The 19,466-nt window shown below is 69.8% G+C and carries 16 protein-coding genes; all 16 read right to left on the bottom strand.

From position 1 onward, the window contains the following. Positions 1–48: 48 nt before the first annotated feature. Positions 49–1,791, bottom strand: a complete 1,743-nt coding sequence (locus tag NVS83_RS05545) for an ArnT family glycosyltransferase (protein ID WP_258738410.1) — start codon at positions 1,789–1,791, stop codon at positions 49–51. Between the two features lie 73 nt (positions 1,792–1,864). Further along, positions 1,865–4,150: a putative bifunctional diguanylate cyclase/phosphodiesterase gene (locus NVS83_RS05540; RefSeq protein ID WP_258738409.1), complete on the bottom strand. Its 2,286-nt coding sequence runs from the start codon at positions 4,148–4,150 to the stop codon at positions 1,865–1,867. A gap of 169 nt (positions 4,151–4,319) precedes the next feature. Then, positions 4,320–4,967 (bottom strand): urease accessory protein UreG, encoded by a 648-nt coding sequence (ureG, locus tag NVS83_RS05535; protein ID WP_258738408.1) that lies wholly within the window; start codon positions 4,965–4,967, stop codon positions 4,320–4,322. A gap of 16 nt (positions 4,968–4,983) precedes the next feature. Then, positions 4,984–5,691 carry an urease accessory protein UreF gene (locus NVS83_RS05530; RefSeq protein WP_258738407.1) on the bottom strand — a complete coding sequence of 236 codons (708 nt, stop codon included), beginning with the start codon at positions 5,689–5,691 and terminating at the stop codon, positions 4,984–4,986. A 3-nt stretch (positions 5,692–5,694) separates the two neighbouring features. Beyond that, entirely contained in the window at positions 5,695–6,477 is a 783-nt protein-coding gene (locus NVS83_RS05525; protein WP_258738406.1) for an urease accessory protein UreE, read from the bottom strand. 124 nt (positions 6,478–6,601) lie between these two features. Then, the gene (ureC, locus tag NVS83_RS05520) at positions 6,602–8,314 is read right to left on the bottom strand and encodes an urease subunit alpha (RefSeq protein WP_258730456.1); all 1,713 of its coding nucleotides are present in this window, start codon (positions 8,312–8,314) and stop codon (positions 6,602–6,604) included. A 63-nt stretch (positions 8,315–8,377) separates the two neighbouring features. After that, positions 8,378–8,998, bottom strand: a complete 621-nt coding sequence (locus NVS83_RS05515) for an urease subunit gamma (protein WP_258738405.1) — start codon at positions 8,996–8,998, stop codon at positions 8,378–8,380. An 83-nt stretch (positions 8,999–9,081) separates the two neighbouring features. Further along, positions 9,082–9,996, bottom strand: coding sequence for an urease accessory protein UreD (locus NVS83_RS05510; RefSeq protein WP_258738404.1), 915 nt, complete (start codon positions 9,994–9,996; stop codon positions 9,082–9,084). Beyond that, positions 9,971–10,666, bottom strand: a complete 696-nt coding sequence (urtE, locus tag NVS83_RS05505) for an urea ABC transporter ATP-binding subunit UrtE (RefSeq protein ID WP_258738403.1) — start codon at positions 10,664–10,666, stop codon at positions 9,971–9,973. The genes NVS83_RS05510 and urtE overlap by 26 nt, the downstream gene beginning before the upstream one ends. A 3-nt stretch (positions 10,667–10,669) precedes the next feature. After that, on the bottom strand, positions 10,670–11,491 hold the full coding sequence (urtD, locus tag NVS83_RS05500; protein ID WP_258738402.1) for an urea ABC transporter ATP-binding protein UrtD: 822 nt from the start codon (positions 11,489–11,491) through the stop codon (positions 10,670–10,672). A 10-nt stretch (positions 11,492–11,501) separates the two neighbouring features. Beyond that, entirely contained in the window at positions 11,502–12,656 is a 1,155-nt protein-coding gene (urtC, locus tag NVS83_RS05495; RefSeq protein ID WP_258738401.1) for an urea ABC transporter permease subunit UrtC, read from the bottom strand. Continuing rightward, positions 12,653–14,275, bottom strand: coding sequence for an urea ABC transporter permease subunit UrtB (gene urtB / locus NVS83_RS05490; RefSeq protein ID WP_258738400.1), 1,623 nt, complete (start codon positions 14,273–14,275; stop codon positions 12,653–12,655). Before urtB ends, urtC begins: the two co-directional genes overlap by 4 nt. Positions 14,276–14,428: 153 nt before the next feature. Continuing rightward, positions 14,429–15,739 (bottom strand): urea ABC transporter substrate-binding protein, encoded by a 1,311-nt coding sequence (gene urtA, locus NVS83_RS05485; protein ID WP_258730464.1) that lies wholly within the window; start codon positions 15,737–15,739, stop codon positions 14,429–14,431. Positions 15,740–15,932: 193 nt separating this feature from the next. Beyond that, the gene (locus tag NVS83_RS05480; protein WP_258738399.1) at positions 15,933–17,120 is read right to left on the bottom strand and encodes an aminotransferase; all 1,188 of its coding nucleotides are present in this window, start codon (positions 17,118–17,120) and stop codon (positions 15,933–15,935) included. 95 nt (positions 17,121–17,215) lie between these two features. After that, complete coding sequence (locus NVS83_RS05475) at positions 17,216–18,328, bottom strand: DUF1513 domain-containing protein (RefSeq protein ID WP_258738398.1); 1,113 nt, start codon at positions 18,326–18,328, stop codon at positions 17,216–17,218. Between the two features lie 10 nt (positions 18,329–18,338). Then, the gene (locus tag NVS83_RS05470; protein WP_258738397.1) at positions 18,339–19,463 is read right to left on the bottom strand and encodes an imelysin family protein; all 1,125 of its coding nucleotides are present in this window, start codon (positions 19,461–19,463) and stop codon (positions 18,339–18,341) included. Positions 19,464–19,466 lie beyond the last annotated feature (3 nt).

The raw sequence follows: 19,466 nt of genomic DNA, 5'->3' as shown, positions 1-19,466 counted from the left end.
GGACGGGGCCGGCGGCGCGAGGCCAGTGGGAGCGGCCGGGAGGCGGCTTCAATCGGCGTTGCGGTAGAGCGAGAGGCGCACCCGGCGCCCGGCCGCGGGATCGAAGCCCGCGACCTCGGCGCCGCGCTCGATGTGCAGGCCGAGCCATTCGGCGCGGCGCCCGAACCGCGCCTCCTGGCGCCGCTCGACGAACACCACCCGGCAGCCGGGCTGGTCGAGGAAGTCGGCCGCACCCTCCCCGTCGACGAAGCGCACCGGGCCGGGCATGGCGAAGAGCAGGCTCGGCTCGCTGAAGCCGGCCGCCGCCACGATCCGCTCGCCGGAGCCCTCGGCGCAGGGCGTGCGGGACGCGAGCGCGGCGAGGCGCGGCGAAATCCACAGGCTCTGCATCTGCGGCAGCACGAGCTGCACCACGCCGAAGCCGGAGACCAGCATGCCGGCGATGGCGAGCAGCGTCGCCTTCTCGATCCCGTAGTCGCGCACGAAGGAGGCCGCCGTCACCAGCGCGTAGAAGCCCGCGATCAGCAGCGGCCAGGCGAGCATGCTGGTGGTGCCGTCGAACACCGCGAGCCCCAGCAGCGCCAGCACCGCGATCAGCGCGCCGATCACCGGCCACAGCCAGAGCACCCGCACGAGCCGCGTATTGGAAAGCGCCAGCGCCCCGCGCTCGACAGCCACCGCAATAAGGATCGCAAGGGCCGGGAAGACCGGCATGAGCTGGGCCGGCACCTTGGCCGGCAGCAGCTCGAACAGGATCCAGGCCGGCAGCACCCAGGCCAGCAGGAAGCGCATGGCGCGCAGCCGCCGCGCCTTCCAGACGATCGGCACCGCCAGCGCCGCCAGCGGCGCGCCCGGCCAGAACATGCCCCAGAACATCAGCAGATAGGTGCCCGGCAGGGCGCGGAACCCGTCGAACACCGGCCGGACCGCGCCGGTCAGCGCGCGCAGGGCTGGATCCCCCTCCGAGCCGCCGAAATGGCGCAGCACGAACCACAGCGCCCCGACCACGAGGCACAGGCCGAGACCAGCCAGCGGGGCGCTGCCGCGCAGCACGCGCGCCGAGCGATCCATCGCGACCAGCGCGCCGACCGCCAGCGCCGGGTAGAGCGGCACGATCAGCCCCTTCACCATCAGCGCCAAGGCCAGCGCGCTCCAGAGGATCGCCGGCAACCGCCAGCCGCCCGCATCCGCGACCTCGTCACGCATGTAGAGCCGGCCGAGCGCGCCCATCATCGCGGCGATGCAGGCGACGAGCGGCATGTCGGGCAGTGCGAGCCGGCCGGCAACGCCGAACGAGGCGGAGGAGACCAGCAGCGTCGCCGCGAACAGCGCCGCGCGGCGGCTGGTGAAGGCAAGCGCCGCCCAGTAGGTCAGCAGCGCGGCGGCGATGCCGCCCGCGAGCGAGGTGAGCCGGTAGAGGCCGATCGTGCGCGGCGCCTTGGCATAGCCCGCCGCCTCGGCCGCCCTGACGATGCCCGCCTGGATCCAGTGCAGGCCGAGCGGGCGGGTATGGCGGGCCTCGAGGCCGACACGGACCTCGGCGAGATCGCCGGTCTCGGCCATCTGGCGCGACACATAGGCGAAGCGCGCCTCGTCGCGATCGACCGGCGGGATGGCGAACATGCCCGGCAGCAACGCGGCGAGGCACAGCAGCACGAGGAACAGCCCCGCCCGGCGATGCGAGGAGGCGGCGGCGTCGAACAGCGCCATGATCCGCGCGGCGACCTGCCAGCCGTCGCGCCGGAGGTGCGTCGCACCGCGCTCCTGCTCGCGCGCCGTCACTGGCTTCATCGAGTCGGCCCCTGAAGAGAGTTTGAACATAGCTGGCTGGAGGGAAAGATGAAATTGCGCCTAAGGCTTAGTGTCAGACCGCCCGGTCGAGCGAGGCGGAGGCCTGAAGTGCGACTTCCTTGGCGTTCCAGCCCTTGAGCAGGCCCGGAACGCGCGCGGCCGGCAGCGCTTTCGAATACAGGAATCCCTGCGCGAAGTCGCAGCCATTCGAGCGCAGATAGGCGGCCTGCGCCGGCGTCTCGACGCCCTCCGCCACCGTCTCTATGCCGAGGCTCTGGCCGAGATTGATGACGGCGCGCACGATCGCCGCGTCGTCGATGTCGTGCTCGATGTCGTGCACGAAGGAACGGTCGATCTTGATGCGGTCGACGGGGAACTGCTTGAGGTGCGACAGCGAGGCGTACCCGGTGCCGAAATCGTCGAGCGCGATGAACACGCCCGCCTGGTGCAGCGCCTGCAGGCTCTGGCGCACGGTCTGCGCGGTGCGGCCGAGGAACACCGTCTCGGTCACCTCCACCACCAGCCGCTCCGGCGGCACGCCGGCCGAATCGAGGGCGGAGAGGATGCGCTCGGGCAGTTCGCCGCGGGCGAATTCGGGCGAGCTGACATTCAGCGCCACATGGCCGAAGGAACAGCCGAGCTCCATCCATGAGGCCATGTCGCGCGTGGTCAGAGCGAGCAGCCGCTCGCCGATGGCGACGGACAGGTCGGCATCCTCGAACACCTGCCCGAATTCCTGCGGCCCGAGCAGCCCCTTGCGCGGATGGCGCCAGCGCAGCAGCGCCTCGAAGCCGACGATCGCGCCGGTGTTGAGGCAGACCTTGGGCTGGTAGTAGGGCAGGAACTCGCCGTTCTCCAGCGCCAGCCGCACCCGCGCGGAAAGCTGTATCCGGCTCTCCGTCGCCTGCTGCATCTGCGGGTCGTATTCGACCGCGACGCCGCGCCCGGCGGCCTTGGCGCGGTAGAGCGCGATATCCGCGTTCTTCAGCAGCGTCGAGGGGTCGGTGCCGTGGGCCGGCGCCATGGTCACGCCGATGCTGGCCCGGCAGGACAGCGCGGTGCGGCGATAGACGAAGGGCGAGCTGAGCGCGGCCAGAATGCGCTGCGCCGCCACCATGCCCTCCTGCGGGCCGTCGATCCCGGTCAGCAGGATGATGAACTCGTCGCCGCCGAGACGCGCGACGGTGTCGACCTCCCGCACGCAGTTGCTGAGCCGGCGCGCCGCCTCGATCAGCAGCGCGTCGCCGGCATCGTGGCCGAGCGTGTCGTTGACGTCCTTGAACTGGTCGAGATCGGCGAGCAGCACCCCGACATGCTTGCCCGAGCGCCGCGCCCGCCGCAGCGCGGCGTCCAGCTTGTCGCGCATCAGGCCGCGATTGGGCAGTCCGGTCAGCGCGTCATGATTGGCCATGTGCCACATGCGCTGCTCGGCTTCCTTCTGCTCGGTGATGTCCTGCAGGATGCCGAAGGCGCGCACGACCCCGTTGCCGTCGACCTCCAGCTCGCAGGACTTGCGCACCAGCCGATGGTGGCCGTGCGCGTTCACGAAGGGCAGCTCGATCTCGAACGGCTCGCGGTGGTCCAGCGCCGTTTCGAATTTGCGCAGGAACTGCTGGCGCGCCTCGGGCGGGAAATGGGACAGCGCAATCTCCGCCGTCGTCTCCCGGCCGGGCGTCAGCCCGTAGATGCGGTAGACGCCGTCGGACCAAGTGAGCCGCTCCGAGGCGACGTCGAACTCCCAGCCGCCGACCTTGGCGAGGCGTTCGGTCTGCGCCAGCAGCGTCTGGCGGCGCCACAATTCGCGGCTCTGCATCTCCAGCAGGCTCTGCCCGGTGCGCCGGTGCTCGAGCTCGCGCTTGGCCCGGCGGGTCGCCTCATGCAGGCGGAACTGGTCGACGATGATGTTGGACAGGTGCCGGACGACGTCGAGCTGCTCGTCGCTGATCTCCCGCGGCTCGGGATCGAACAGGCATAGCGAGCCGATGTTGAGCCCCGGCCGCAGCGCGATCGGCGCGCCGACATAGAAGCGGATATGCGGGTCGCCGGTGACGAAGGAGTTGGAGAGGAAGCGCTCGTCCGCGCGCGTGTCGGGAACCACCAGCACGTCCGGGCCGAGAAGGGTCCAGGTGCTGAAGGAATCCTCGCGCGTCGTCCCTTCCATCTCCTCGAAGCCGGACTGCGCCATGAACCACTGGCGGTCGCGGTCGACGAGGCCGACGCAGGCGAAGCTGAGATTGAGCACCTGCCGCGCCAGCAGGCAGATGCCGTTCAACGCGGCGGACCGGCCGGAATTGAGGACGTCGAGAGCATAGAGCTCCGCCAGCCTCTCCGCCTCGTTCTCCGGCACCGGATAGTTCATCGCGCACCTGACAGGGCAGCAGTCGAACCGACGAACGACCCCTCGCCCGCCAAGCCATCCCGGCGCGACGACGGGGTTCGACTATGCCGAATACGGTACGGCCGCCGCGCGCAAACCAAACGGCATTTCAGCGTGTTTTCGCGCGCCCGTCCATAGAATCGCTCGAGTCTCAGGGGTGCGCGGCGCCGACGGACGCCATTTCGTCCAGCCCGCCGGTCTCGACGATGAAACGGGCCACGTCCTCCACGCCCTGGCCGGAGCGGATATTGGTGAAGACGAAGGGCCGCCGGCCGCGCATGCGGCGCGAATCGCGGTCCATCACCTCCAGCGAGGCGCCGACATAGGGGGCGAGGTCGACCTTGTTGATGACCAGCAGGTCCGATCGGGTGATGCCCGGCCCGCCCTTGCGCGGGATCTTCTCGCCGGCGGAGACGTCGATCACGTAGATCGTCAGGTCGGCGAGCTCGGGCGAGAAGGTCGCCGCGAGATTGTCGCCGCCCGATTCGATCAGGATGAGGTCGAGCGCGGGAAAGCGCCCGCGCATCTCGGCGATCGCGGCGAGGTTGGCGGAGGCGTCCTCGCGGATGGCGGTGTGCGGGCAGCCGCCAGTCTCGACGCCCATGATCCGCTCCGCCGGCAGGGCGCCGGCACGGGTCAGGATCTCCGCGTCCTCCTTGGTGTAGATGTCGTTGGTGATGGCGCACAGGTCGTAGCGCTCGCGCAGATGTCGGCACAGCGCCTCCATCAGCGCCGTCTTGCCCGAGCCGACCGGCCCGCCGATGCCGACCCTGAGCGGGCCCGAACTGTCCTGTGCCATCACCTTCCCCTCGCCTTCAGCTTCGAAATAGCCGCGTATACTGCGTCTCGTGGCGCATCGACGCGATGTCGGAGCGCAGTGCCGCCCCGCCGATCCGCTCCAGCGGCACCTCGCCCGCCTCGGTCGCGGCGAGGCGGACGGTCGGCAGCAGCGCCGCCAGCACCCGGTTGCCGTCGCTCTGGCCGAGCGGCACCAGCCGCACGGCGGCGGAAATCAGGTTCGCCGCCACCGCGTTGAGGAAGGCGGCCAGCGTCGCCGGCAGCGGCAGGCCATGCGCCGCGGCGGCCGCGCCGACCGCGACCGGATAGGCGACCCGCCCGTCGCACATCGCCGCCATCCGTTCCAGCGCCGCCGCCGGCCAGGCGTGGCGGGTGGCGGCCATGAACGCGTCGCCCTGGTTCAGCGTCTCCATCTGCCGCTCGCGCGAGGGCGCGAAGGCGGCGGCAAGCTCGAGCACCTCGTGCAGGCCCGCCTCGTCCCCGGCCGCCATGGCGCGCCAGCCATGGGCCAGCAGCACCGCGTCCGAGAACGGGCCGCCATGCAGCAGGAGATCGCCGACCCAGCCCCGCAGCGACGCCGCGTCGGCGACGTCGCCGGTCTCGACCGCCCATTCCAGCCCGTGCGAATAGGCGAAGGCGCCGACCGGATAGGCGGGCGACAGCCAGACGAACAGCGCCAGCAGGTCCGCCGCGCCGGCTCCCGCCGCGCCGTCGGCGTCGCTCACCGCTCACCCATGGCGGTGGCCATGATCGTGATGGGCATGGTCATGATGGGCGTGATCGTCGTGGGCATGATGGTCGTGGGCATGCTTGGCGTGGTCGTGCTTGGCGTGGTCGTGCTCGCCATGGCCATGATCGCCGTGGTCGTGGCCGCAGCCGCACGCTTCGCCATGTTCGTGGGCGTGTTCATGCTTCCCGGCGTGCGCCTTGTGCCCTTCGTCATTGGTGTGCGCATGCTCATGATCGTGCCCGTGGTCGTGATGGTGGGCATGGTCGTGGTCGCCATGGTCATGGCCGCAGCCGCAGGCTTCGCCATGGGCATGGTGCTCGTGGCCATGATGATGGCCATGCGCCTCGGCCGCCTCATAGGCGCCGCCTTCCGGCTCGAACGCCGCCTCGACGATCTCGACGCTCGCCCCGAGCCCGCGCGCCATCTCCTCCAGCACGCTGTCGCGGGCGATGCGGATGCGGTCGGCGAGCAGTTCGGCCGGCACGTGGCGGTTGCCGAGGTGCCAGGCCAGCCGGGCGAGGTGGTGCGGGTCGGTGGCGACGATCTCCGCCACCGGCTCCTCGGCCGCGACCACGGCGACGGTGCGCCCGTCGTCCAGTGACAGCCCGTCGCCGTCCTTCAGCCGCATCGCCTCCGGCAGGTCGAGCAGGAAGGCGACGTCGGCCTCGCCGCGCATGGCGATGCGCCGGCGGTGGCGCCCGTCATGGGGCAGGACGACGCGGTCGGCCGCGGTGGCGGGATCCCAGGTGCCGGCGGGCAGCAGCGAACGGGCGTGGATCATGATCGTCTCCTCGAGGGCCTGGCCGGCAACGCTGGCGCCGCATTGCGGCCGGATGAGGCCCTGCATGTCGTGGCCGCGCCGCGGCCGGTCAAGCGCCGGCCGGCTCCGGGCCGTCGATTCATCCTTAGAACAGGAAGTAGCGCTGCGCCATGGGCAGCTCGCTGGCGGGCGCGCAGGTCAGCAGTTCGCCATCCGCGCGCACCTCGTAGGTCTCGGGATCGATCTCCAGCACCGGGGTCGCGCCGTTGTGGACCATGGACGCCTTGCCGATGCCGCCGCGCACGTTCTCGATCGCCACCGTCTGCTTGGCGAGGCCGAGCCGCGCGCCGACGCCGAGCTCGACCGCCGCCTTCGAGACGAAGGTGTAGCTGGTCGCCGTGCGCGCCTTGCCGAAGGCGCCGAACATCGGCCGGTAATGCACCGGCTGCGGGGTCGGGATCGAGGCGTTGGGGTCGCCCATCAGCGCGGCGACGATCGCCCCGCCCTTGATCACCATGTCCGGCTTGGTGCCGAAGAAGGCCGGCGACCAGACCACGAGGTCCGCCAGCTTGCCCTTCTCCACCGAGCCGATATGCGTCGACATGCCGTGCGCGATGGCGGGGTTGATGGTGTACTTCGCCACGTAGCGCTTGGCGCGGGCGTTGTCGTTGCGCTCGCTGTCGCCCGGCAGCAGGCCGCGCTGCTGCTTCATCTTGTGCGCCGTCTGCCAGGTGCGGGTGATGACCTCGCCGAGCCGGCCCATGGCCTGGCTGTCCGAGCTCATCATCGAGATCGCGCCGAGGTCGTGCAGGATGTCCTCCGCCGCGATGGTCTCCTTGCGGATGCGGCTCTCGGCGAAGGCGAGGTCCTCGGCGATCAGCGGGTCGAGATGGTGGCACACCATGAGCATGTCGAGATGCTCGTCGAGCGTGTTCACGGTGAAGGGCCGCGTCGGGTTGGTGGAGGACGGCAGCACGTTGGGCAGGCCCGCCACCTTCATGATGTCCGGCGCATGGCCGCCGCCCGCGCCCTCGGTGTGGAAGGCGTGGATGGTGCGGCCCTTGAAGGCGGCGATGGTGTCCTCGACGAAGCCGCTCTCGTTGAGCGTGTCGGTGTGGATCATCACCTGGATGTCGTAGTCGTCCGCCACCGACAGGCAGTTGTCGATCGCGGCCGGCGTCGTGCCCCAGTCCTCATGCAGCTTGAGCGCGCAGGCGCCCGCCTCGATCTGCTCGACCAGCGAGTCCGGCAGCGAGGCGTTGCCCTTGCCCGAGAGGGCGAGGTTGACCGGGAAGCTGTCGAAGGCGCGCAGCATCATCTCGATGTGCCAGGCGCCGGGGGTGCAGGTGGTGGCGTTGGTGCCCGCCGCCGGGCCGGTGCCGCCGCCGAGCATGGTCGTGACGCCGCTCATCAGCGCGTGCTCGATCTGCTGCGGGCAGATGAAGTGGATGTGGCTGTCGAAGCCGCCGGCGGTGATGATCTTGCCCTCGCCGGCGATCACCTCGGTCGAGGCGCCGATGACGATGTCGACGCCGGGCTGGATGGCCGGGTTGCCGGCCTTGCCGATGCCGGCGATGCGACCGTCGCGGATGCCGATATCGGCCTTCACGATGCCCCAGTGGTCGAGGATCAGCGCGTTCGTGATGACCGTGTCCACCGCGCCGCCGGCGCGCGTCACCTGCGACTGGCCCATGCCGTCGCGGATGGTCTTGCCGCCGCCGAACTTCACCTCCTCGCCATAGACGGTGAGGTCCTTCTCCACCTCGATGACGAGCGAGGTGTCGGCGAGGCGCACGCGGTCGCCGGTGGTGGGGCCGAACATCTCGGCATAGGTGGAGCGGGAAATCTTGATCGACATGGAAAAATCCGTCTCGGGCCAACGGGCGGCGAAGGGCGGCGGAAAACGCGGGCGAACGAAGGGCTAGAGCGGGCCCATGACCTCCTGGCGGAAGCCGTAGACCTCGCGGTCGCCGGCGAGGGCCACCAGCTTCACCTCGCGCGACTGGCCGGGCTCGAAGCGCACCGCCGTGCCCGAGGGGATGGCGAGGCGCATGCCGCGCGCCTTGTCGCGCTCGAAGGCGAGCGCGGGGTTGGTTTCGAAGAAATGGTAGTGGCTGCCGACCTGGATCGGGCGGTCGCCGGTATTGGCGACGGTGAGCGTGACGAAGTCGCGCCCGGCGAGCAGCTCGATCTCGCCCTCCTCCAGGATGAACTCGCCCGGCGCGCCGGAACCCTGATGCCAGGGAATGGGCTCGTGCACGGTGACGAGCTTGGTCCCGTCCGGAAAGGTGGCCTCGACCTGGATCTCGTAGATCATCTCCGGCACGCCGGGCATGACCTGATCGACGGTGAGCACCTGCGCGCCCAGCGCCATCAGCTCGGCCACCGTCCTGCCGTCCCGCGCGCCTTCGATCACCACGTCGGTGATGAGCGCCACCGCCTCGGGGTAGTTGAGCTTGACGCCGCGCTCCAGGCGGCGGCGGGCGACCATCGCCGCCATGGAGACCAGGAGCTTGTCCTTCTCGCGCGGGCTCAAATTCATCGGGCGTCTCCGGATACTGAAAAGCTGAGCTTAAATCGGGCGGGGTCGTCGGTGCCGGCGTTCGTGCGTCGGCGATGCTTGCATCATGAATGCCAGATGCGCGGGACCTCCGCCACGCCGAGCGCGGCGATGGCCCGGCGGATGGCGGTCTCAAGCGGTGCGCCGTCGCGCGCGAGCAGGCGGACCGACAGCATGCCGTCCCAGGCGCTGGCCCCTGCCTCGAGCGTTTCCGGGCCGCGACCGGCGGGACCGGGCACGTCCGGCGGCTCGTCGGAGGCGCCGTCCGGCAGGCCGAGCGCGGCGCGCACCGCGGCGAGCCGGCCCTCGGCATCGGGCGCGACAAGAAGCAGCGTGGCGAAGGCCGCCCAGCCGCCGGCAGCGGCGCGGCGATCGAGCGTGGCGGCGATGTCGCCGTCCAGCACCAGCCCGTCGGCATAGATCAGGCGCCCGCCGCGCCGGACCCGCCAGCTATCGTGCAGCCTGCCGATGGAGAAGCGCTCGCCGCGCGCGGTACGCCCGAGCACGACCGGCTCCACCAGCAGAAGCCGGCTGCTCGGCGCGACCTCGGCGGCGATGGTGCGCTCGACCCGCGCGCCGTCGAACACGATGGTCGCCTGCGGCATCCAGTCGAGGCTCGCCCCCTCCCCGGCCGAAAGGTCGACCGAGATGCGCGAGAGCGAGCCGTCGGAGCGGTAGATCTTCTCCGCCGCCTGCGTCGTGACCACGAGATGGGCACCCGATGCCGCGCGGATGGACGTGTGCGAGGTGTCGCCGCCGGCGAGCCCGCCGCCGGTGTTGATCAGCACCGCCTCCAGAGCGTGGCCGCGCCGGCCCGACAGGGGAAAGCGCGCGCGGGCGAAGCCCGACTCTTCGATCCGCCCGCGCACCGTGCGCCCGGCCTGGGCCAGCGCCTCCACCGAGAGCCGCCCGTGCCCCCGCCGCTCGACCGGGATCGAGGCGGGACGGGCGGGCTCACACGGCAATTCGGTTGCGTACATCCGGGTCCTCGAGGGCGGCGCCATCGCCCGACATCACCACCGCGCCGCGCTCCATCACGATAAAATGGTCCGCGAGCTCCTTGGCGAAGTCGAAATACTGCTCGACCAACACGATGGCCATATCGCCCTTGCTCCGCAAGTAGCGGATCGCATTGCCGATATCCTTGATGATGGAGGGCTGGATGCCCTCGGTCGGCTCGTCCAGCACCAGCACCTTGGGCCGCATGGTCAGCGCCCGGCCGATGGCGAGCTGCTGCTGCTGGCCGCCCGACAGGTCGCCGCCGCGCCGGCGCATCATCGAATCGAGCACCGGGAACAGCGAGAACACGTCGTCGGGGATGGAACGGTCCGAGCGCTTGAGCGGGGCGAAGCCGGTCTGGAGATTTTCCGCGACGGTCAGCAGCGGGAAGATCTCGCGCCCCTGCGGCACGAAGGCGATGCCGCGCCGCGCCCGCTCTGAGGACGCCATGGTGGTGATGTCCTCGCCGTCGAAGCGGATCGAGCCCTTCGCGACCGGCGCCTGGCCGACGATGGCGCGCATCAGGCTGGTCTTGCCCACGCCGTTGCGCCCGAGCACGCAGGTGACCTTGCCCGCTTCGGCCTTGAGCGAGACGCCGCGCAGCGCCTGGGCGGCGCCGTAGAACAGGTTGATGTCGTTCACTTCCAGCATGCGTCAGCGCCCCAGATAGACTTCGATGACGCGCTCATTGGCGCTGACCTGGTCAAGCGTGCCTTCCGCCAGCACCGAGCCCTCGTGCAGGCACAGCACCCTCACGCCGAGGTCGCGCACGAAGGTCATGTCGTGCTCGACCACGACCACCGAATGGCCGTTGGCGTTGATCTCGCGCAGCAGTTCGGCGGTCTGGGCTGTCTCGGCGTCGGTCATGCCGGCGACCGGCTCGTCGACCAGCAGGAGCTTGGGGTCCTGCGCCAGCAGCATGCCGATCTCCAGCCACTGCTTCTGCCCGTGCGAGAGATTGCCGCCGAGGCGGTCGCGATGCTCGGTCAACTTGATGGTCTCGAAGATCTCGTCGATGCGCTCGCGCTCGGCCGCCGTCTCCTTGCGGAAGATGTTGGCGAGCGCCGCCCGCTGGCCCTTCAGCGCCAGGCGCAGATTGTCGAGCACGGTGTGGCTCTCGAACACGGTCGGCTTCTGGAATTTGCGGCCGATGCCGAGCGTGACGATCTCGGTCTCGTCGAGCTTGGTGAGGTCGGTCGTGCCCTCGTTGAAGTAGACGTCGCCTTTGTCGGGCCGCGTCTTGCCGGTGATGACATCCATCATCGTCGTCTTGCCGGCGCCGTTGGGGCCGATGATGGCCCGCATCTCGCCGGGGTCGACGGTGAAGGAAAGCTCGTTCAGGGCGCGGAAGCCGTCGAAGGTGACGGTCACGCCGTTGAGGTAGAGCAGCGCCTCGGTGAGGCCCGTCTTGGCCGCACCCAGCCCTTCGGCGGGGGCGTCGGCGGTTTCGGGAGCCAGCGTTTCGATGTCGCTCATGACTCGTCCTTCACTCGGCGGGCCTGGGTTCGGCAACGGGCTCGTCCGCCTCGCCGGCAGCTGCCTTCCGCCGGTCGCGCCACTCGTAGAAGGTGCCGACGATGCCCTTGGGCAGGAACAGCGTCACCGCGACGAACAGCCCGCCCAGCATGAACAGCCAGTAGGGCGCGAGGAAGCCGGAGGTGAAATAGGTCTTGGCGTAGTTCACCAGCACCGCACCGAGCGCCGCGCCCACCAGCGTGCCGCGCCCGCCCACCGCGACCCAGACGATGATCTCGATCGAGTTGGCGGGCGAGAATTCGGACGGGTTGATGATGCCGACCTGCGGCACGTAGAGCGCGCCGGCGATGCCCGCCAGCGCGGCGGAGACCACGAAGGCGACCAGCTTGTAGTTCTCCGCCCTATAGCCGGTGAAGCGCACCCGGGTCTCGGCGTCGCGGATGGCGATCAGCACCTTGCCGAAATGCGAGCGCACCAGATAGCGGCACAGCACGTAGCCGAGCGCCAACGCCAGCGCGGAGAGCGCGAACAGCGTCGCGCGGGTGCCGTCGGCCTGGATGTTGAAGCCGAGTATGTCCTTGAAATCGGTCAGGCCGTTATTGCCGCCGAAGCCCATGTCGTTGCGGAAAAAGGCCAGCAGCAGGGCGAAGGTCATGGCCTGGGTGATGATCGACAGATAGACGCCGGTCACGCGCGAGCGGAAGGCGAACCAGCCGAACACCAGCGCCAGGATTCCCGGCGCCAGCACCACCATGACGGCGGCGAAGGGGAACATGTCGAAGCCGTACCAGAACCAGGGCAGTTCCTTCCAGTTCAGGAACACCATGAAGTCCGGCAGGATCGGGTCGCCATAGACGCCGCGCGTGCCGATCTGACGCATCAGGTACATGCCCATCGCGTAGCCGCCGAGCGCGAAGAAGGCGCCGTGGCCGAGCGAGAGGATGCCGACATAGCCCCAGATCAGGTCGACCGAGAGCGCCAGCAGCGCATAGGTCAGGTATTTCCCGAGCAGCGAGACGACATAGGTCGGCACATGCAGGGCCGATCCCGGCGCGGTGAGCAGGTTCAGCACCGGCACCAGTATCGCCGCCGCGACCAGGACCGCGATGAAGATGAGGCCGCTCGTGCCCAGCAGGGCGGGCGGGCGCGTATCGCTCGTACTCATGCCTCGATCGACCTCCCCTTGAGCGCGAAGAGGCCACGGGGCCGTTTCTGGATGAACAGGATGATGATGACGAGGAGCGCGATCTTGCCGAGCACGGCGCCGGCATAGGGCTCCAGCAGCTTGTTGGCGACGCCGAGCGACATGGCGCCGACCAGCGTGCCCCACAGATTGCCCACGCCGCCGAACACCACGACGAGGAAGCTGTCGATGATGTAGCCCTGGCCGAGATTGGGCGAGACGTTGTCGATCTGGCTCAGCGCCACCCCCGCCATGCCGGCGATGCCGGAGCCGAGGCCGAAGGTCATGGCGTCGACCCAGTTGGTGCGGATGCCCATGGAGGCGGCCATGCGCCGGTTCTGTGTGACGGCACGCATCTCGAGCCCGATGCGGGTGAGCCGCAGCACCGCCAGCAGCGCGGCGAAGACCAGCATCGCGAAGATGATGATCCACAGCCGGCCATAGGTGATGGAGAGCTGGCCGATGTCGAACGAGCCGGACATCCAGCTCGGCGCGCCGACCTCGCGGTTGGTGGGCCCGAAGATGGTGCGGATCGCCTGCTGCAGGATCAGCGAGATGCCCCAGGTGGCGAGCAGTGTCTCGAGCGGCCGGCCGTACAGGAAGCGGATCACGGTGCGCTCGATGATGACGCCGATCAGCCCGGTGAACAGGAAGGCCAGCGGGATGGCGATGATGAGCGAGGCGTCGAACAGGGCCGGATCGTAGGTGCGGATCGCCTGCTGCACCACGAAGGTGGTGTAGGCGCCGAGCATCACCATCTCGCCATGGGCCATGTTGATGACGCCCATCACACCGAAGGTGATGGCGAGGCCGATGGCGGCGAGCAGCAGCACCGAGCCGAGCGAGAGCCCGTACCAGACGTTCTGCACCACGTCCCACATGGCGAGGCTGTGCTGGATGCCGGCGATCTCCTTCGCCGCGGCTTCCTTCACCTCGGGCAGCGCGTTGTCGGGCAGGCCGCGCAGCACCGCGAGCGCGTCCTGGTTGCCTTCGGCGCCGACCACCTCGATCGCCTTGATGCGCTCTTCCGGCGGCACCCCGTCCATGCCGATGACGATGGCCGAGCGCGCCAGCGTCATGGCCGACTTCACGTGCCGGTCGGTCTCCTTGGCGAGCGCCTTCTCCAGCGCCGGCAGGGCGGCCTCGTCGCGGGTGCGCAGCACGGCGCCCGCGGCGGAGAGCCGCGTGGCGGCGTCGGGGCTGGTAAGTGAGAGCGTGCCGCTGGCGGCCTCGATGGCGCGGCGGATGCGGTTGTTCACGCGCACCGGCTTCACCGGACCCGGATCGGGCACCGGCTGCATGGTGAGCGGGTCGAGCAGGCCCTTGTCGGTCTCGATGAACACCTTGCGCGGCAACGCATTGCTGAACACCAGCTTGCCGTCCGCGAGCGCCTGGACGATGCCGGCGGCGGCCGGGCTGCCGCTGACGGCGAGCTCGCCCAGCGCCGCTTCCGTGGCGCCGTAATTGCCCTGGGTGAACTGGTCGAGGGCGCCGCTGATGTCCTGGGCCGAGGCCCGGCCGGCGCAGAGGAGCGTGGCGAGAGCCAGCGCGGCGAAGAGAAGCGCGCAGGACAAGCTGCGGCAGCGGGCGGGTGAGGTCATCACAATCCGTCGGTGTAGCGCTGCGGACGGCCGGAATGGCGCCTGCGGCGGCGGAAAGGCGCCGATGCCTTTCCCGGGATGTGGAAGCGGAAGCCGGCCGCCCGGAGGCGACCGGCACAGGTCAGGCGAGGACGGGCCTCGTGCGCGGGCGGCTCACTGGCCGGCGCCGCCGCACTTGCCGGTCTTGACGTTGAAGTTGCCGCAGTTGAGCGGCTTGCGCCAATCGGCGATCAGGTCCTTGGAGCCCTCGAGATAGGGGGACCATTCCTGCGCGACGATCAGGCCCGGGGTCTGCTCGACGATGTCGAACTGCCCGTCATCCTTCACTTCGCCGATCAGCACCGGCTTGGTGATGTGGTGGTTCGGCATCATGGTCGAGTAGCCGCCCGACAGGTTCGGCACCGAGACGCCGATCAGCGCGTCGATCACCGCGTCCGGGTCGGTGGTGCCGGCCTTCTCGACCGCCTTCACCCACATGTTGAAGCCGATCATGGTGGCTTCCATCGGGTCGTTGGTCACGCGCTTGTCGTTCTTGGTGTAGGCGCGCCACTTCTCGATGAAGTCCTTGTTCTCGGGCGTGTCGACCGACTGGAAGTAGTTCCAGGCCGCGAGGTGACCGACCAGCGGCTTGGTGTCGATGCCGGCGAGCTCTTCCTCGCCCACCGAGAAGGCCACGACCGGAATGTCGGTCGCCTTGATGCCCTGGTTGGCGAGCTCCTTGTAGAACGGCACGTTGGCGTCGCCGTTGATGGTCGACACCACGGCGGTCTTCTTGCCGGCCGAACCGAACTTCTTGATGTCCGCCACGATCGTCTGCCAGTCGGACTGGCCGAACGGCGTGTAGTTGATCATGATGTCCTCGTCCTTGACGCCCTTGGACTTCAGGTAGGCTTCAAGGATCTTGTTGGTCGTGCGCGGATAGACGTAGTCGGTGCCCGCGAGCACCCAGCGCTGCACGCCCTCGTTCTCCATCAGGTAGTCGACGGCGGGAATGGCCTGCTGGTTCGGCGCGGCGCCGGTGTAGAACACGTTGCGCTCGCTCTCCTCGCCCTCGTACTGCACCGGGTAGAACAGGATGCTGTCCAGCTCCTTGAACACGGGCAGCACGGACTTGCGGGACACCGAGGTCCAGCAGCCGAACACCACGGCCACCTTGTCCTTGGAGATCAGCTCGCGCGCCTTCTCGGCGAAGAGCGGCCAGTTGGACGCCGGGTCGACGACCACCGCCTCCAGCTTCTTGCCGAGCACGCCGCCCTTGGCGTTCTGCTCCTGAACCATGAACAGCACGGTGTCCTTCAGCGTGGTCTCGCTGATGGCCATGGTGCCGGACAGAGAGTGCAGAACGCCGACCTTGATCGTTTCCTGCGCATGAGCGGGGACGCTGGCCGCAGCCAGTGCCACGGCAGCCGCGCCGACGGCGGCGCGGCCGGCTATGCGCCGCGCCTGGGTGAACAGGTTGAGCATATTCTTTCCCTTCTGGAGTTCGCACGCAGGACCCCCGTCCGCGTGCCAGGGAAAGTTTTGCAATGGCCGTGCCAAAGGCCGCCGGACGCCAGCCCGCACTACGACGAAGGTCAAAAACGACGATTGCCGCCGGGCGCGCCCAAAACTTAGGCGTCGTGCCCGATATCAGGCGAAAATGAGTCCATTCCCGGATTTATGTGTATACATTTTCCGACGAAAGCCGATCCGATGCCTTTCCCGTCGCCTTTTCCAGCCGCCCCAGAGCGCGGTCGAGCGTGGCGTCGGTCTTGGCGAAGCAGAAGCGGACCACGCTCTCCACCGGCTCCTGCGCATAGAAGGCCGAGACCGGGATCGCCGCCACGCCGTGGCGCCGCACCAGATCGAGGCAGAACGCCTCGTCGCGCGCGGCTGGATCCAGCGGGGCGAGGTCGACATTGAGGAAATAGGTGCCCGACGAGGGCAGTACGGGGAAGCCGCGCGCGCTCAGCCCTTCCGCCAACCTGTCTCGCGAGCGCTGCAGCCCGGCGCGCATGGAGACGAACCAGTCCCGCTCCTTGGCGAGGCCGTAGGCGACCGCGTATTGCAGCGCCGGCGGGGTGGTGAAGGTGAGGAACTGGTGCGCCTTCGACAGGGTGCGCATCAGCTCCGGCGCGGCACAGACGAAGCCGACCTTCCAGCCGGTCATGCCGAAGATCTTGCCGGCCGAGCCGATCTTCACCGCGCGCTCGCGCAGGCCCGGCAGGTCCAGCGCCGAATGATGGGTCAGCCCGTCGAAGATGACGTGCTCCCACACCTCGTCGCTCACCAGCACCGCGCCCGAGCGGGTGCAGAAGCGGGCGAGCAGCTCCAGTTCCTCGCGCGTGAACACGCGGCCGGTCGGGTTGTGCGGGTTGTTGAACAGGACGAGGCGGGTGCGCGGGGTGAAGGCACGCTCCAGCGCCTCCTCGGTCAGCCGCCATTCCGGCGGCACCAGCCGCACCAGCCGCGGCACGCCGCCCGCGCGCAGCACCAGCGGCAGATAGGCGTCGTAGAGCGGCTGGAACAGCACCACCTCGTCGCCCGGCTCGATCAGCGCGAACAGCGCGCCGGCCAGTGCCTCGGTGGCGCCGGAGGTCACCATCACCTCCGCCTCCGGGTCGAGATCGAGCCCCTGCCAGTCGCGGTAATGCGCGGCGACGGCGTGGCGCAGCTCCGGCACGCCCATCATCGGCGGGTACTGGTTCCACCCCTCGACCACCGCCTCGGCCGCCTTGCGGCGCACATCCTCCGGCCCGGGATCGTCCGGGAAGCCCTGTCCGAGATTGACCGCCGCATGCTCGCGCGCGAGCCGCGACATGGTCTCGAACACGGTGGTCGGCAGGCCGGCGAAGAGGCTGTTCATTTACAGGCGATCCATGCGGAAAGGCGCGAAAGTCGCGCCACCGCTGTTTTATCCGCCCGCCGCCGGCAAAAGGCAACGCCGGCGCAGCGCCGGGCTCAGCCTGCCGCCAACACCGCGTGATTGTCGAAGCGTGGCCCGCCCGAGCGGCGGGCGACGACGCCCACGCCTACCTCGTCGGCGGCGATCAGCGCCACTTCGCCGAGCCCGCTGGTGGCGAGGAACTGCCCGCCCTCGCGGGTCGGCGCGAGGCCGCAGCCGTCGACAAGGGTGAGCGAGCCGAGGAAGCGCCCGTCGCGCTTCCACACCGCGACGCGGTTGCCGCGCGGGCTTGCCGCGGCGACGAAGGAGCCGGACGCGTCGACCGCGACCGAGCCGACATAGGTGCGCAGCCCGCGCCATTCCTCCTCGGGAGCGTCGAAGGCGCGCAGCCCCTCGCCCTCCACCGCGTAGACGAGCGGGCGCGCCATGCCGTCGGCGAGCAGGTCCTGCGCGGCGATCACGGTGAGCCCGTCGGGCCCGCTGGCGAGATGGCGCAGCGAGAGCGACTCCAAATCCTCGCCCAGCTCCGCCACCGAGCGCACCTCGCCGGTCTGCGGATCAAGACGCGCAACGCTGGCGCCGGCAACCTCGGCACCGACCGCTTCGGGCGTGTGCGGCTCTACGCCGCCATTCGCCACCACCAGCGCTCCGCCGGCGGGCAGCATGTCGTGCGGGCCGATGCCGGCGGAGGCCCATTCCGCCTCGATGGCGAAGTCGGCCTCGACCACGCGGCGCGTCACCACGCCCTGCCCGCTCGCGCGCTCGATCTCGACCGCGAGGAAGCGGCGCCCCCCGTCGATGAAGCGGCCATGGCCGGAGAAGACCCGCCCCTCGCCCGGCTCGAAGGTCGCGAGCACGGCGCCGGAGCGGCACTCGAACAGCACCGCCATGGTGCCGGGACGGCGGGCGACGGCGATCGCCGTGCGCCCGTCCGGGTTGGGTTCGACCCAGTGCAGGCGCTGCGCGCCGGCCTTCACCTGCGTGGCGGCGTAGTCGGCGCCGAGCATGACCGGGGCGAAGCCGCCCTCGACGCCTGCGGTCGCCAGCCATTCGGCGTCGAGCGCATGGTCGTGGGCGTGGGCCGCGCCGCCGAACAGCACGCGCGGAGCGCGGGCGAGATCGCCGAACCGGCCCATGAGGTTGCGGCGGGAGAGATCGAGAATGCCCATGTCTGCCTCCTCAATCGCCGTCGAGCGCGTTGAAGCCGAGCGGCACGCCGAGCCCGGACGCCAGCGGATCGGCGACGCTCGCCTGCGCCGCCTTGAACACCGCCATGGCATCGCTGAGCTGCTTGCGGCCGGCCTCGGTCTCGGCGGCCGCGCCGATGTCGTCGGGAAGCGCCTTCGCCGCCGCGTCGGCATCGGCCATCTTCTTGTCGATGGTCGCCTGCGTCGTCGCGTCGAGCCCCTCGGCGAGCCGGCGGCCGAGCGCGTCGGCGCTGGTCACGATGGCGACGATGGTCTCCTTGGAGAGCCCGCTGCGGCGCCGGTCGGCGAGCAGCGGCTTGGCCTGGTCGACATTCTTGCCGAGCACCACCAGCAGGCGCAGGTCGTTGACGCGCTGATAGGCACCGGCGAGGTCGGTCACCATCTGGCTGAGCAGCGCATTCGGGTCGGGGAAGTAGACCGGGTCGGACTTGCCGGCATAGAGCTGGCCGAGCAGGCCGGAGCTGCGGTCGCCCCAGCCCTCGCGCAATTCGCCCGCCAGCTTGGCGAGGTTGCCGGCGATGGCGAGGCCGAGCGCACAGCGGCGCTTCGATTCGGGGCCGGAGACGAGGTCGGCATCCGCGCCCTCGTCATAGAGCAGGCGCTCCATCGCCGGCAGGCCCTGTACTGCGGCGCTGAGGCGGAAGAAATGGTCGGGTTGGAGCCGCTCGTCGGTCTCGTCGGCGATGATCTCGGCGACCGAGCGACCGACCGCGTTGCGCCGTTCCGGGAAGAAATTGAACCGGTCGCCGCGCAGCGACAGCATCACCGGGCCGAAGGACACGAACTCGACGCCCGACCAGTCGAGCGAGAGCGCGGTGAAGCTCTCCTTCAGCGTCTTCACCCCCTCGGCGGACGGCGCCTTGCAGAACGCCTCCCAGGCGGCGAGCTGCGTCTTCGCGTCGGTCCGCAGCTTGTCGTAGCGCGGCAGCAGCCACTGCTCGACCACTTCGGGCGCGGACACGGCGGCGGCATGGGCGCGCACCGTGAACATGCCGGTCAGGAAGGTCGCCACCGTGGCCACGGTGGGCACGCCCTGCACGGCCTGGCCGAACTGGCCGGCCAGCGCGAGCGCCAGCGCATAGGGGGAACGTCTCATAAT

The sequence above is a fragment of the Ancylobacter mangrovi genome, from assembly GCF_024752335.1.
In the GTDB taxonomy this organism is placed as follows: domain Bacteria; phylum Pseudomonadota; class Alphaproteobacteria; order Rhizobiales; family Xanthobacteraceae; genus Ancylobacter; species Ancylobacter mangrovi.
Note: the sequence above shows the minus strand (reverse complement) of the source record. Positions and strands in the feature narration are given on the sequence as shown.

Excerpts from the sequence above, each read along its gene's own strand:
- NVS83_RS05545 (WP_258738410.1), bottom strand. The coding sequence starts at position 1,791 with ATGAAGCCAGTGACGGCGCGCGAGCAGGAGCGCGGTGCGACGCACCTC.
- NVS83_RS05540 (WP_258738409.1), bottom strand. The coding sequence starts at position 4,150 with ATGAACTATCCGGTGCCGGAGAACGAGGCGGAGAGGCTGGCGGAGCTC.
- ureG (WP_258738408.1), bottom strand. The coding sequence starts at position 4,967 with ATGGCACAGGACAGTTCGGGCCCGCTCAGGGTCGGCATCGGCGGGCCG.
- NVS83_RS05525 (WP_258738406.1), bottom strand. The coding sequence starts at position 6,477 with ATGATCCACGCCCGTTCGCTGCTGCCCGCCGGCACCTGGGATCCCGCC.
- ureC (WP_258730456.1), bottom strand. The coding sequence starts at position 8,314 with ATGTCGATCAAGATTTCCCGCTCCACCTATGCCGAGATGTTCGGCCCC.
- NVS83_RS05515 (WP_258738405.1), bottom strand. The coding sequence starts at position 8,998 with ATGAATTTGAGCCCGCGCGAGAAGGACAAGCTCCTGGTCTCCATGGCG.
- NVS83_RS05510 (WP_258738404.1), bottom strand. The coding sequence starts at position 9,996 with ATGTACGCAACCGAATTGCCGTGTGAGCCCGCCCGTCCCGCCTCGATC.
- urtE (WP_258738403.1), bottom strand. The coding sequence starts at position 10,666 with ATGCTGGAAGTGAACGACATCAACCTGTTCTACGGCGCCGCCCAGGCG.
- urtD (WP_258738402.1), bottom strand. The coding sequence starts at position 11,491 with ATGAGCGACATCGAAACGCTGGCTCCCGAAACCGCCGACGCCCCCGCC.
- urtC (WP_258738401.1), bottom strand. The coding sequence starts at position 12,656 with ATGAGTACGAGCGATACGCGCCCGCCCGCCCTGCTGGGCACGAGCGGC.
- urtB (WP_258738400.1), bottom strand. The coding sequence starts at position 14,275 with ATGACCTCACCCGCCCGCTGCCGCAGCTTGTCCTGCGCGCTTCTCTTC.
- urtA (WP_258730464.1), bottom strand. The coding sequence starts at position 15,739 with ATGCTCAACCTGTTCACCCAGGCGCGGCGCATAGCCGGCCGCGCCGCC.
- NVS83_RS05480 (WP_258738399.1), bottom strand. The coding sequence starts at position 17,120 with ATGAACAGCCTCTTCGCCGGCCTGCCGACCACCGTGTTCGAGACCATG.
- NVS83_RS05475 (WP_258738398.1), bottom strand. The coding sequence starts at position 18,328 with ATGGGCATTCTCGATCTCTCCCGCCGCAACCTCATGGGCCGGTTCGGC.
- NVS83_RS05470 (WP_258738397.1), bottom strand. The coding sequence starts at position 19,463 with ATGAGACGTTCCCCCTATGCGCTGGCGCTCGCGCTGGCCGGCCAGTTC.